At 64.9% G+C, this 13,188-nt stretch carries 11 protein-coding genes; 6 read left to right on the top strand and 5 right to left on the bottom strand.

Translation table 11 applies throughout. The annotated features are described in order from the left end of the window. Positions 1-25 precede the first annotated feature (25 nt). The 3 genes from G9C82_RS01245 to G9C82_RS01235 all read left to right on the top strand — a co-directional run bounded on the left by G9C82_RS01245 (position 26) and on the right by G9C82_RS01235 (position 4,441). Positions 26-1,237 (top strand): MoxR family ATPase, encoded by a 1,212-nt coding sequence (locus G9C82_RS01245; RefSeq protein WP_127013164.1) that lies wholly within the window; start codon positions 26-28, stop codon positions 1,235-1,237. 51 nt (positions 1,238-1,288) lie between these two features. Further along, the gene (locus G9C82_RS01240; RefSeq protein WP_127013163.1) at positions 1,289-1,684 is read left to right on the top strand and encodes a DUF2237 family protein; all 396 of its coding nucleotides are present in this window, start codon (positions 1,289-1,291) and stop codon (positions 1,682-1,684) included. A 69-nt stretch (positions 1,685-1,753) separates the two neighbouring features. After that, positions 1,754-4,441, top strand: a complete 2,688-nt coding sequence (locus G9C82_RS01235; RefSeq protein WP_127013162.1) for an AAA domain-containing protein — start codon at positions 1,754-1,756, stop codon at positions 4,439-4,441. On the opposite strand, the gene G9C82_RS01230 is transcribed toward G9C82_RS01235, so the two are convergent. Together G9C82_RS01230 and G9C82_RS01225 are read right to left on the bottom strand one after the other, a co-directional pair. Then, positions 4,442-6,127 carry a PH domain-containing protein gene (locus G9C82_RS01230; protein WP_127013161.1) on the bottom strand — a complete coding sequence of 562 codons (1,686 nt, stop codon included), beginning with the start codon at positions 6,125-6,127 and terminating at the stop codon, positions 4,442-4,444. Further along, the gene (locus tag G9C82_RS01225; RefSeq protein WP_004961231.1) at positions 6,124-6,585 is read right to left on the bottom strand and encodes a PH domain-containing protein; all 462 of its coding nucleotides are present in this window, start codon (positions 6,583-6,585) and stop codon (positions 6,124-6,126) included. Before G9C82_RS01225 ends, G9C82_RS01230 begins: the two co-directional genes overlap by 4 nt. 149 nt (positions 6,586-6,734) lie before the next feature. On the opposite strand from G9C82_RS01225, the gene G9C82_RS01220 reads away from it, so the two are divergent. Next, complete coding sequence (locus tag G9C82_RS01220; RefSeq protein WP_127013160.1) at positions 6,735-7,061, top strand: hypothetical protein; 327 nt, start codon at positions 6,735-6,737, stop codon at positions 7,059-7,061. Positions 7,062-7,086: 25 nt separating this feature from the next. Here the strand turns inward: G9C82_RS01220 and G9C82_RS01215 are convergent, their stop codons facing one another. Further along, positions 7,087-7,725 carry a carbonic anhydrase gene (locus tag G9C82_RS01215; RefSeq protein ID WP_127013159.1) on the bottom strand — a complete coding sequence of 213 codons (639 nt, stop codon included), beginning with the start codon at positions 7,723-7,725 and terminating at the stop codon, positions 7,087-7,089. A 93-nt stretch (positions 7,726-7,818) separates the two neighbouring features. Then, complete coding sequence (locus G9C82_RS01210; protein WP_127013158.1) at positions 7,819-10,569, bottom strand: ATP-dependent helicase; 2,751 nt, start codon at positions 10,567-10,569, stop codon at positions 7,819-7,821. 96 nt (positions 10,570-10,665) lie between these two features. On the opposite strand from G9C82_RS01210, the gene G9C82_RS01205 reads away from it, so the two are divergent. Together G9C82_RS01205 and G9C82_RS01200 are read left to right on the top strand one after the other, a co-directional pair. Continuing rightward, on the top strand, positions 10,666-11,541 hold the full coding sequence (locus G9C82_RS01205) for a dihydrodipicolinate synthase family protein (protein WP_007190330.1): 876 nt from the start codon (positions 10,666-10,668) through the stop codon (positions 11,539-11,541). Between the two features lie 70 nt (positions 11,542-11,611). Then, positions 11,612-12,436, top strand: coding sequence for a winged helix-turn-helix domain-containing protein (locus G9C82_RS01200; RefSeq protein WP_127013157.1), 825 nt, complete (start codon positions 11,612-11,614; stop codon positions 12,434-12,436). A 22-nt stretch (positions 12,437-12,458) separates the two neighbouring features. Here the strand turns inward: G9C82_RS01200 and G9C82_RS01195 are convergent, their stop codons facing one another. Beyond that, positions 12,459-13,073: a class I SAM-dependent methyltransferase gene (locus G9C82_RS01195; RefSeq protein ID WP_007190328.1), complete on the bottom strand. Its 615-nt coding sequence runs from the start codon at positions 13,071-13,073 to the stop codon at positions 12,459-12,461. Positions 13,074-13,188: the final 115 nt, after the last annotated feature.

Here is a 13,188-nt window from a genome sequence, read left to right as displayed (position 1 = left end):
ACACCCCGAGTGCAACGCATGGAGCATGGCCGGGTCGTCGTCGGATTTGAGCGTTGCGGCGGCGTCAGAACACTGTCTCAACATTGTGGAGCGAGTTGAGGAGGCTGTCGTTGTCGAACGCCGAGTGCTGTTCGAGACACTGGCTGGCGTCATCGCCAGAGGACACGTTCTGGTGGAAGACGTACCGGGAACGGGCAAAACTGTTCTGGCGCGGGTGCTAGCGGAGGCGCTGGGGCTTGAATTTACCCGGATACAGTTCACACCGGACCTGCTGCCGGCGGACGTGACCGGGTCGAACGTGTACAACGAACACGAGCGGGAGTTCGAGTTCGCACAGGGGCCGGTGTTCTCGAATGTCGTGCTCGCAGACGAAATCAACCGCGCACCGCCGAAGACCCAGTCTGCACTGCTTGAGTCAATGGAAGAGCGGCAGGTCAGTGTCGACGGGACGACGCATCCCCTCCCGACACCGTTCGTCGTTATCGCGACCCAGAATCCCATCGAGCAGGAAGGGACCTTCCAGCTTCCCGAGGCCCAGCGGGACCGCTTCAGCGTGAAGACGTCGATGGCCTATCCCGATGTCGAGGGGGAAATGGGGCTGCTCGACCGGCGGGCCAACCGGCGAACACTCTCGCCGTCGGTCGACCCGGTAGTTGACCCAGAGACGGTGCGTGCCCTTCAGGAGTGTGCAGAAGACATCCGCGTCGACACCAAGGTTCGTCGCTATATCGTCGACCTGGCGCGGGCGACACGCGAAGACGACCGGACAGAGATCGGCGTTTCGCCGCGGGGCGTGCAGCGGGTCTTCGAGGCTGTCCGGGCCAGCGCAGTCATCGCCGGCCGGCAGTATGCCACACCCGACGACGTGAAGCGGCTGGCGAACGCGACGATGAGTCACCGACTGGTCCTGACAACGGAGGCTACCATCGAAGGGACCGAGAAGACCGACATAATTCAGGCTGCGCTGGACGCTGTCGACGTGCCCGCAGTCTCACCGAATGCACCGGAGACGGACGACAGGGCCGAATCGACAGCGGCGAGCGGGGCCGAGCCTGCTGACTCTCCGTCGAAAACCTCGCCAGACGATGATTCGCCCGAGCAGCAGCCGCCACAGAGTGCTGCTGGAGCAGAGAAGAGCAAGGCCAGGCAACCGGACAGGGATGGCGACCAGCCTACCGACTCAGCAGGTGACACGCAGAGCCGGAGTGACGAGGACGACATCGGACACGGACAGTGAGCGCGAGCGGGTAGCCGAACGGCTTTACTCTCCGGAACAGCCAGACGTAGTATGGAAAGCGAACGCAACGTCCTCGGCGGGGAGTTGGCTCCCTGCTCGATGGACCCCGAGACCGGGTTCATTCGCGACGGGTACTGCTACCCGCTCCAGCGCGACCCGGGCCGGCACGAGATTTGTGCCGTGATGACGGCGGAGTTTCTGGAGTACAGCAAGGCACAGGGCAACGACCTCGTGACGCCGCGGCCGGAGCTGAATTTTCCGGGTCTCGACCCCGGTGACAGCTGGTGTGTCTGTGTCCCGCGCTGGATAGAGGCCCACGAGGCCGGGCGCGCACCGCCGGTGAACCTCGACGCGACGAGCGAGGACGTACTCGAAGACGTGTCGCTGGAAACGCTGCAGGAGTACGCTGCCGATGGTGACTCGGATGCCGACGCGACCGCTGAATGAGCCACGCCGCGAACGACTTTTGAGGGACCGCCCCGTCGCTTTGGCCGTGCAACAGGGGAGGGCCAAGCGATGAGCGTGGACCGCGTTCGTGGCGTCGTCGTCGACATCGAGGAGCCAAAGACGGTGAACACTCAGTACGGCGAGAGCGACCTCTGTGAGGTGACGATACGCCCCGACCGAGGGGCCGGCGAGCCCACGACGGTCACGCTCTGGGGAAAGTGGACCGAGAACGCCGCCGTCATCGAGACGGGCATGGAGATTGCCGTTTACAACCCTGACGAACGCGAGTACCAGGGCGAACAGCAGTACTCCGTCGGCGGTGACGCCACGCTGGTCGTCCAGCCGGATTTCCTCGTCGACGTGACTGACATCCGGGCGTGGGTGCAGTGCCCGCGGATGTACTACCTCCGGAAACTCGACGGCGCGGAGCACGCTTACCCGCTGGTGAAGGGGACCGTTGTCCACGAGGTCTTTGGCGACCTGCTTCGGGGCCGGGACCTCGACACCGCTATCGAGGAGCAGGTCGACGCCGCTGGACTGGACATCGGACTGCTGGGCCGGGAGGCCGACGAGGTGGCCGGCGACGTGCGCGACCACGCGTCGGCCATCCAGGGGTGGCTCCAGCAGGGGACACTGACGGAGACCGACCAGTGGCGCTCCGAGATGACGCTCATCTCCGAGCGGTTCGGCATGAAGGGACGGGCTGACGCCGTCCGTCGCGGGATGCCCGTCGAACTCAAGACCGGCAAAAACACCAAGCGAGAGCCGCGGTTTCAGGACAAGATACAGGCGACGGCGTACGCCTTGATGCTGGGCGAGCGCGCGGCTGGCGCGGGCAGCGCCGTCGACGCAGCCCCGGACACGGGCACACTTCTCTACACCAAGAACGCCGCCGTCGACCGAAGCGAGGAGAGCGGCGACCTCTCGCCGGCAAAGGAGTTCTCTATCGGGAGCGGGCTCCTAAATTACGTCGTTCGGACCCGCAACGCGATTGCGGCGATGGAGTACGACTCTGGCGTGCCGACGGGCTACGAGGCCAACGCGAAATGCGAGTACTGCTTCGAGCAGGACACCTGCATGGCCGTCTCCGGCCGCCTCGACCAGGAATCCAAAGCAGGAACAGTCGGTCGGGCAGTGCCCGACGAGGAACTGGACTACTTCGAGCGGTTCTACACGGCCGTCGAGGCCGAACGCCGGTCCGTCCACCGGGAGTACGCGAAGCTCTGGGAGCAGACGCCCGAAGAGCGGGCCGACAACGACCGGGCGCTCATCGGCCTGAAACCGACCGGTCGCCGGGAACTCGACGGCGGCCGCTGGGAACTCCGGGCAACCGGGACGGGGGCCGTCTCGAAGATCCGCGAAGGTAATCTCGTGCTCGCCAGCGACGGCGACCCGGTGACCGGCAACGCCGAACTGGCCCGCGTGGAACGTCTCGGCGAAGAAATCGTCGTCACGGCCGACGAGCCGCTGGACCTCCGCCGACTCGACGTGTACCCCTCCGAACTGACGACCGACCGGCTCCAGAACGCGCTCCACGACGCCGTGCTCCTCCAGTCGCCCGAGCAGAAGGACGTGCTGTTCGGGCGGCGCGAGCCGGAGTTCAATCCGGTCACGGAGACGTTCATCGACAACAACGACGCCCAGAACGAGGCCGTCCAGCTAGCGGTCGGTGCCGAGGACTTCGCGCTCGTCCACGGCCCGCCGGGGACGGGCAAGACATACACGCTGGCGCGGATGGTGCGGGCCCTCGTTGCTCGCGGTGACCGAGTCTTGCTTTCGGCCTTCACCAACCGCGCCGTCGACAATCTGCTGGAGGCGCTGGAGGAGCAGGGGTACACCGATATCGTTCGCGTCGGCACGGAGAGCGGCGTCCGCGAGGACATGCAGAAGTACCGCCTGGAGACCAGCGGCGACCCCGGCGAGTGTGCGAGTCGGCTCCAGAGCGCGCAGGTCGTCGCGGCGACGACGGCCACCTGTGGCGGAAGCACGCTTCAGACGCAGGAGTTTGACGTGGCCGTCGTCGACGAGGCTGGCCAACTCACCGAGCCAGGGACGCTGGCGGCGACGACGCTGGCCGACCGATTCGTGCTGGTCGGCGACCACCAGCAGCTCCCGCCCGTGGTCCAGTCCGAGGACGAGACGTTGTCGACCTCGCTGTTCGAGCGGCTTATCGACGACAATCCCGACGCGGGCGTGATGCTGGACCGGCAGTACCGGATGGCCCAGCACATCCAGGCCTTCGCCTCGCGGGAGTTCTACGACGGGCAGTTGCGACCCGCGACCGGCGAGGTGGCGGCCCAGCGGCTCGATGACCTCGATGGCGTTGGAACAGCGAGCTTACCCGAGGCACTCCGAGACCGAGTGGCGTTTGTCGACTCCGGCGGCAGTCAGGTCGGCAACACCAACCCGACCGAAGCCGACCGGATTGCCGAAATCGTCGCGTCGTATCGGTCTGCGGGGGTTCCGGCCGCCGACATCGGCGTCATCGCGCCGTACCGCGCGCAGGTCGCGGAGATTTCCAAGCGCCTGCCGGACGTGACCGTCGACACGGTCGACCGGTTCCAGGGGTCGAGCAAGGAGGTCATCGTCATCTCCTTCGTCGCCACCGGGACGCTCGACAGCCCGATCTTCGAGGATTACCGGCGTATCAACGTCGCACTCACGCGGGCGAAGAAGGCGCTCGTCCTCGTCGGCGACGGCGACGCGCTGGCGACCGACGAGGTGTACGGTCGGATGGTCGAGTGGGCGCGGGGCTGACTACGCGTTCGCGTCGCCGCTTCTGTCGCCTGTCCGCAGCCCTGCAACGTGTGCGGTGAGCCGGTCTCGTAGCGTGTCTCTGAGTTCTTTTGCGATATCCTCGTCAATGTCGTACACCCGAGCGACACCGCCGAGCAGGCTTGATGAACTCGCCGTGTCAGCCCCCACGGTCGCCAGGTCACGGCGGCGCTGGAACGGCGACCGCGTGACGAACACCGTCTGGAGCCGGTAGTAGGGGACGATGCGCGTCGTCCGCCGCCAGAACCCGCTCCGGGTCGCCAGTACCGAGTCATCGAGGTCGAACCCGCGGTGTCGCCAGCGGAAGTGTGCCGCTGGCACGACCGGGAGAAAGAGGAGGGCGGCGAGCCACCAGTAGCCGGTCTCAAGCACCAGCGAGTCGACGGCGTAGGCGACTGCGGTGAGTCCGGCCGCCGCCAGCGAAAACCGCGCGAGATAGCGCCGACGGGCGCGCTTCGGCGACCGGTCGAAGTCGAGGTCGCCGAACGGTTCGATGTCACGGGCCAGTTCGTACACTTCCTCGCGGGGCGCGAGCGGGACGGCGACGCCCTGCGTAGACTGCTGGTTCCCACCGCTGTAGCCGGCCGTCTCAACGGCCAGCGTCGCGTAGCCGAACCGCCGCATCAGAACGTTCTCGCGGATGGTGACCGTCTGGACCTTCTCCAGCGGGATGTTGCCGCTGTACCGGCGCAACAGCCCCCGCTCGTACCGGAGGTCGCCGTCGGCCTGTGTGAGCCGGAAGCCGTAGTATTCGATGACTGTCAGCGCCACGCTGACGACAAGTGCGAGCAGGAGGAACTGGACGAGCGAAATCGCGGCGAAGACGGCGAGTCGCGTGGCTTCCGGCGAGCTAGCCAGCCAGCGGATGACGGGTCCATTCAGCGACGCGCCAACGAGGGTCGCGTTGAACCGAAGGACGGCCCAGACGACGTCCATCCCAAGCGGGAGCGACGCGAGCGTCAGGACCGGCGCGGCCGGCCGAACAGAGACAAGCGCGTACGTCAGGAGCTCGCGCTGGTCGAACGCGAACAACAGCGACCCGTCCGGCTGGTCGCGTGGTTCCGTGTCCGAAGCCGAGGCCGAGTCCTCGAAGTCGTTCGCCGTCTGGGCGTCGCCGGTGTGTGCAGGTGTGGGACCGGTCACGCCGGGGAGGTCAGCGTGGGCCGACCGGCCAGATGTTGCAGTCCCAGACACCGCGCCGGCGGTTTCTGCCGCCGACTCGGCGGCTTCGTCCCGGTCGTGAGTCCGCACGTAGTTCCGGAGGCGTTTGACCTCGGCCTCGTCAACTGCGTCCAGCGTGGCCTCCGTCGCGCTCCCACCGGCCGTCTCAAAGCGGACGATTGCGAGCCCGAGCAGGCGGTTGAGGATGTTCTGTTCGACATCGAGATTCTGGACGCGGCCCAGCGGAATCTGGCGGGACTGTCTGGCGAAGACGCCAGATTCGACGGTGAGCGTGTCCCCGTCGAGTTCGTAGCGAAAGCGGAAGTACCGTGCCAGCGCGTAGCCGCCAAACGTCAGCGCGCCGAGCAGGCCCAGCAGCGGAACCGCGAACGCTGGCAGTCCAAGCATTCCGGTCCCGACGGACCCGCCGAAGAAGCCAAAGAAGCCGCCTTGTAGCGCCGCTCGGGCGACGCTCAGAACCGCACTTCGCGGGTGGAGCCGGTTCATACCGCGTCCGTGGCCTCGCTCTCGTTCGCGAGGTCACGGAGTTGTTCTCGCAATTCGGTGGCTCGTTCGGGCCGCAGGCCGGGAATCGTGATGTCCGCGCCGCGGGTCCCAGCAGTGTAGACGACGACACTCGCCAGCCCGATAGCTCGCTCTACTGGGCCGCGCGTGGTGTCGACGTGCTGGACACGAACGTACGGGACCGACGTGTCGGTCCGGGTCACGACACCGCGGAGGAGAAAGAGCGCGTCGTCCTGTAGGTCAAAACGCCAAATCCGGTGGGCAGCGATGGCATGGGCAACACCCAGAAGCACGAGCACAACCCAGCCGCCGACGACCACCGTCTGTGGCAGTGAGACCGCGAACCGGTCGACAAGATACGCGATGACGCCGAGCACCGACGCCTGGATAACTGTCGACAGAACCCACAGCAGTCTCACTCGCGGGTGAAGCGACTCCATGTCCGAATCGAGGGGCCGGCCGCGGATTAACGGTTTGGCTCCGGAACGAAATTGGAAGCGTTCCAACCCACACATGGGTCAAACAGTGGGCAGAATCGTCTGAAACTTCGAAAAACGTCCTTGTATGCCCCCGACGCCGGACAAAGCGTATGTCACGAAGCCGACGGACGTTTCTGACAACGCTCGCCGCTGCAAGTGTCACGCTCCCGCTCGCTGGCTGTGCCGGCGGCGACGAACAATCCGCAGACGAGGAGGCGGAGTCAATGAACAATGAGGGGATGACTGACTCGATAGACGATGAAGGGATGACTGACTCGATGGAGGGCGGCGAAACGAGCAGCTCGATGGCCCAAGAGAATAGCACAGCGATGGACGGCAGCGCAATGACCGAATCGATGACGGAGGCAGCGGACGGCGAGTCGATGGGTGACGACGAAATGAATGACAGAATGACGGAAAACGAGACTGCGTCGTAAGCCGCCCGGTGATGACCGTATCGGACTACACGCGCTCGTTGACCTGTTCAGCGACGCGCTCGCCGGGCCGGCGGAGGTGGCCACTCTCGACTTCGTAGACGTAGCCTGTCACCGTGACATCATCGGGAATCAGCTCGTGGTTTTCGAGGTATTCGACCTGTGCCGCACAGGCCGCATCGATGTCGTCGGTCATCCGGACCCACTCCGCGATTGACGCGTCACCGGTGTCTAGCTCCGGCAGTGCCGGGTCTAGATCGATATCATCGAGGTCACCGTCGACCGCGGCCTCGAACCCCGCGACGATATCCTCGTCGGACGCACTCATCATTCCACAGTCGGTGTGGTTGACGACGATAATTTCCGTCGTATCGAAATACTGTGTTGTCAGCGCCGCCGAGCGAATTACGTCGTCTGTTACCTTCCCACCGGCGTTTCGGTATATCTGTGCGTCGCCCAGCGAGAGCCCAAGCGCGTCCTCGACGGGGATTCGCTCGTCCATACACGCGACGACGAGCAGTTGCTTGTCGGTCGGGATGCCCTTGCGCCGTCGACGCGCCCAGTCGTCCCTCGCGTCGACGCCGTCGTCAACCGATTCGTGGACGTGGCCGGCCTCCGGCTCTTCGTGGTCGTGCGCGTCGTCACTCCCGTGTGTGTGATGTGGCATTGCAGAACATGCCTTTGTGCCCCGTGGCCTTTACTGCTTGCTCGTCGGCAGTACAGCGGAGGAAAGTAATCCGAGTCGAACAGTCCCAGCCACTCAGTCGTCAGTGGCGACGGCGCTGTCTTCGCCGTTTCCGTCGTCAATCTCGTTTAGCACGCGCTGGTGGAACTCCTGCAGGACGGCCGACTCGTCCTCAGCGAGGACCACGTCGCTGGCCATCAGCGTTGCGAGGCCGAAGGCGCGTGGCGACGGCGAGTCGACGCGGGTCCGGACCACGTCAACGTCGCCGTCCTGCATCGCACGCAGGATAGTCTCAATGCCGTCGACGTTGAGCTTATCCTCCAGAATCTCCCGGTAGGTCTCTTCGACGACGGCGAAATCGCCAAGATCCTCGGCGAACCCGAGCAGCATCTCCGAGGAAACCTGCTGTTCGCTGGCCGATTTCTCGTAGCCCTTGTAGCGTTTGAGTATCATCAGGGACCGCGTGGCGTTGATGCGGAAGTATCGCTGGAGGAGGTCTGTCCCGTCGAGGCTGGCCCGGAGGTCCTCGCGGGCTGTTTCTGGGTCCAAATCGCGGACGATTCGCGCGATGTCGACTTTTCGGTTCAGCGGCATCGAGAGCGTGAAGCCGTTGTCGGCGACGGCGACCTGAACGTTCGCGCTGGCCGCCCGAGCGATGTGATACGCCAGCAGGCGCGAGAAGCCGTCGTTGAACCGCCGGCCGTAGTTCGAGTGGACGTGGTAGTGCCGTTCGTACTCGTCGTGGTCAAGCGTCTCCTCGATGACGAGCCGGTCGGTCGTCGCGACGCTATCAGGTCCAGCGTAGGCCACCTGCTCGCGGAACATCCGCGCGATGGCCCGGACGCTGTTCTCGTCGACGGGGAACGTCCGGAGCCAGTTCCGGACTTCGGACATCCCGCCGTCGGCCAGTCGGTCCAGCAGTTGGCCCTGAAAGTCGAGTATCTCGCGGCCGAGGTCGTACGACAGCGGGAGGCGCTCGGAGAACCACGACGGGACCGTCGGGCGGGCGGCGGTCCGGTCCACGTACACCTTCGACCCGCGGCGGTAGCGGTACTCGAAGTTGTTCCCACCCAGTACGAACACGTCGCCTTTCTCTAACGTGTCCAGATACGATTCGTCCAGCTGGCCGACCCAGCTGTCGTCGCTCCGGGTGACAACGTCACAGGTAAACGAGTCAGGAATCGTCCCGATGTTGGTCATGTAGATGACCCGCGCGAGCCGGCCGCGTTTGCCGATGAGCGGCTGGCCCACATCGTAGTCCTCGTAGTGGTGCTCGCCGTCGGGCGCATCGTTCGTGTCCCGCCAGATTTTGGCGTAGACGTTCTTGTCTTCCATCCCCGGGTAGTCGGCGGTCATGTACCGCATCAGCCGTTCCCAGTCCCCGTCGTCGTAGTCCCGATACGGGTAGGCCCGCCGGAGGACGCTTTTGAACGTCTCCTCGGGGCGGACATCGTTGATGGCCATGCCGTATATCTGCTGTGTGGCCACGTCCTGTGCGTTCTCGGGGATGAACACGCGGTCGACAAAGCCCCGTTCGGCCTTTTCGAGCATCACCGCACACTCCACGAGTTCGTCGCGGTCCAGTGCGATGACCCGGCCCTCGACAGTTTCGCCGAGCTGGTGGCCGGCGCGGCCGATGCGCTGGAGCAACGCGGCCACGGATTTGGGCGAGCCGACCTGCACGACGAGGTCGATATGAGGCATATCGATGCCCAGTTCCAGGCTGGTCGAGGTCGTCACCACATCGAGTGACCCCTCCTTCAGCGACTCCTCGATGTCGCGGCGTCGCTCCTTCGAGAGCGAGCCGTGGTGACAGCCGGAGTTGGACTCGTCGTAATCACCGAACTTTTCGCGGAGGTTGTGCAGGACGCGTTCGGCTCCCGAGCGCGTGTTCGTGAACACGAGCGTGTTGGTGTGAGATTGGATGTGGTCGTGGAGCTGGGTGTAGAACCGCTCGGTAATGATGTCCCGCGGCGTGTTGATGAGGTCGTCGGCCGGACAGGACAGTTCCATGTCGAAGTCGCGGGCAAACCGCGTGTCGACGATTTCGTAGTCGCGGGGCTCGCCGCCGGGATCCTCACAGCCGACCAGAAACTCCGCGACGGTGTCGAGCGGTTCGACGGTCGCCGAACAGCCGATTCGCGTCGGCGGTTCCTCGACCATCTCCTCTAGGCGCTCCAGCGACACCGAGAGGTGGGTCCCGCGCTTGTTCTCGGCGAGGCTGTGAATCTCGTCGACGATGACGTACTCGATGGTTTCGAGTTTCTTTTTGAACTTTGGGGAGTTCAGCAGAATTGCGAGGGTTTCCGGCGTCGTGTTGAGGATGTGGGGCGTCGTTTCGAGCATCGCCTGCCGCTCGCTGTCGCTGGTGTCCCCGTGGCGGATGGCGTGCCGGATTTCCACGTCCTCGCCGCGTTCATCGAGTTTGGCCGTGATACCGTCGAGCGGCTGTCCGAGGTTCCGGTGGATGTCGTTGGCCAGCGACTTCAGCGGCGAGACGTACAGACAGTAGACGGAGTTCTCCAGTTCGTCCTCGCGGGCCTTCCCGAACAGTTCGTTGATGATGCCAGTGAAGGAGGCGAGGGTCTTGCCGCTCCCCGTCGGCGCACAGATGAGCGCGTTCTCGCGCTCGTGGATGAGCGGGATGGCCTCTTTCTGTGGCGGCGTGAAGAAGCCGCCGTTACCGGGGACGAACTCGCCGAACTGCTCGACCCACCACTCCTGAACGACGGGCGCGAGGCGGTCAAGCACCTCGGCGTCGTCGATGTCGACCGCCTCCGGGTCGAACTCCGGGTCCGTCGCTGCGAGACGCTCGCGTCCTCCCATTGTCGGCTCTTACCAACCTGTAGGACTGCCGGGGCAAGTGGGTTCCGCCATATCGACGGGAAAACGACTAAGCGACCGCCACGTCTGGCCTGTGGCATGGCCGACTCCTTCGACGTACTGACGCCGCTGGTGACACCGTTCGACGCCGACGGCAACCTCGATGTCGCTGGCATAGAGTCGCTGGTCCAGCACGTCGTAGCGGCCGGCGTCGACGGCATCGTTCCCTGCGGGACGACTGGCGAGTTCGAGACGCTGTCGCCGCAGGAGTACCGGACCGTCGTCCGAACCGCAGCGACGACAGCGCCCGACGACTGCCGCGTCATCGTCGGGACGGCCGCCACCGACGTTGCGACTGTCCACAAGCGGATGGCGTTTGCCGCCGAGCAGGGCGCAGACAGCACGCTGGTCGTGCCGTCGTACTACGGCGGCCAGGCGAGCGGAGCGGGCAACGAGGCGTTCTTCGACGCGGTACTGGCCGACGCGCCGCTGCCCGTCTACCTCTACAACATCCCCGGGGCCGTCGGACAGGAACTCTCCATCGAGACGGTCGCCGCGCTCGCTCAGTCCGACGCCGTCGCGGGACTGAAGGACTCCTCGGGCGACCTCCCGTACGTCACCGCGGTCATGAATCAGACGCCTGCGGATTTCACCGTCTACCAGGGCCACGACGGCCTGTTCGTCCCGTCAATTGTGCTGGGCGGCGACGGTGGCATCAGCGCGCTCTCGCACCTACTGTTTGACGAACTGGAGCAGGCGGGTACTGCCGTCGCAAGCGGCGATGTTGCACAGGCCAGAACAGTCCAGCGGGATGTCCTCTCACCGCTCTCGGACGCGTGTGCCGAGTTCGGTTTTGCGCCAACGGTGAAGGCGCTGCTCGCCGACCGCGGCGTCATCGACCACGCGACGGTGCGACCGCCCAGAACCTCGCTTTCGTCCGACGCGGTCGCGTCGGTGACCGAACGGCTGGAGTGAGTCTCTAGACTCAAATGGGTCTGTGAGGTTCCACGAGATTCATTACGCTGGGCGGCAGTGAACGGAATATATGTCGTTGCTGCCCTCCCGCGGTCCCGACACGAGCACCTCACAGGACGGGGAGCTACAGGTCGTCGGGGTCGACGAAGATGTCTCGGCCGTACTCGATGCCCTCTCCTCGGAAACGGCCAGGGAAATACTCAACACGGTCTATGAGGAGCCGGGGACACCCTCAGAACTGGCCGACCGGCTCGATATGTCGATACAGAAGGTCTCCTATCATCTGGAGAAACTGGAAGACGAGGAACTCATCGCTGTCGCCGGGGTCCAGTACTCAGAGAAAGGCCAGGAGATGAAGGTGTACGAGCCCCCGAATGACCCGCTAGTGCTGTTTGTCGGCACACAGGACCGCAAGCAATCGCTCCGGTCGCTCGTCCGCCGCGTTTTGCCTGTTATCGGCATCCTCACTGCGGCCAGCGTCATGCTGCAACTCCTGCTCGGGCAGTTCCCGGTCCAGTTCGGGAGCTCCGGGGCCGGCGACGCAGGAACCGCCGGTGACGGTGCGCAGGGTGGCGGAGACGTCGAGCGTCTGGACGCGGCGAACCAGACAGCCGCGACGGCCGATACCACACCGACCCCGACAGCGGCGGACGACGGCGGATTCCAGGTGGCTGAGGCGACGGAGGCCCCAGAAGCCACGCCGGCCCCGAAAAGCACTCCGGCTCCGGAGGCCGACACCCCGGTCGAAGTAATGACCGAGGAGGCGCGGCAACTGACGACCGACGCCGCGGCCAGTGGCGGCTTCCATATCGAGCCCGGTGTGGCCTTCTTCCTCGGCGGGTTGCTGGTCCTGACGCTGTACGTCTCGTTCTGGGCGTACAGAAACTACCGCTAAGTCGATTAACGGTTCAGTCGCTTCAGTCCGATTTAACGCGTTCGGCGACCAACACGCCAGCCTGCTCGGTAACCATCTCGACGGCCGTCAGCGCGTAGCCGGCATCGGTGAAGGCGTCAGCGAGGACGCCGACTGTCGCCGGGTCGTCGACTTCAGGGCTGTAAAACGGTGCGTCGGGGTCGTCGTCGCCAAACAGCATCACGTCCCCGAGGACAATGCGCCGCGGCCCCAAGTCAGCGATTGTGTCGATAGCCTCGCGTTTCTCGTCGTCGCCAAGATGGTGCATCGCAAAGTTCGATGTGACGATGTCCACCGGCCGGTCGACGTTCGGAGCGCGGAAGCGGCCGTCGCCGAAGGAAACGTTCTCGACGCCTCGCCCGTCGGCTTTCTCCCGAGCTTTCTCCAGCATCCCGTCGCTGATGTCGCGGCCGATAATCTCCGCTGCGTCGGACGCGAGTGCGAACGCAATCGCTCCGGTGCCCGTGCCGAGGTCAAGTACCACGTCGTCGCTCTCGGGGGCCGCATGGTCGACAACGAAATCGACGCAGGCGCGATACGCCGCCGAATCCTGATCCTCGTCGTACGCGTCGGCGTGGTCGGAGAACCGCTCGGCGTGCTCGTCGAGTGATTTCTTCATACTCGCTTCTCGTCGTACTCGCACAAGTGTCTCCCGCTCCGTTTCGCGGTTTTGCCGCAGACGCGGTTCGGTTAAAACAGTTTTTGAGCCACGGGTGAATTTTTGCTATCCCCGT

Source organism: Haloarcula sp. R1-2, assembly GCF_011627385.1.
GTDB classification, from domain to species: Archaea; Halobacteriota; Halobacteria; order Halobacteriales; family Haloarculaceae; genus Haloarcula; species Haloarcula marismortui.
Note: the sequence above shows the minus strand (reverse complement) of the source record. Positions and strands in the feature narration are given on the sequence as shown.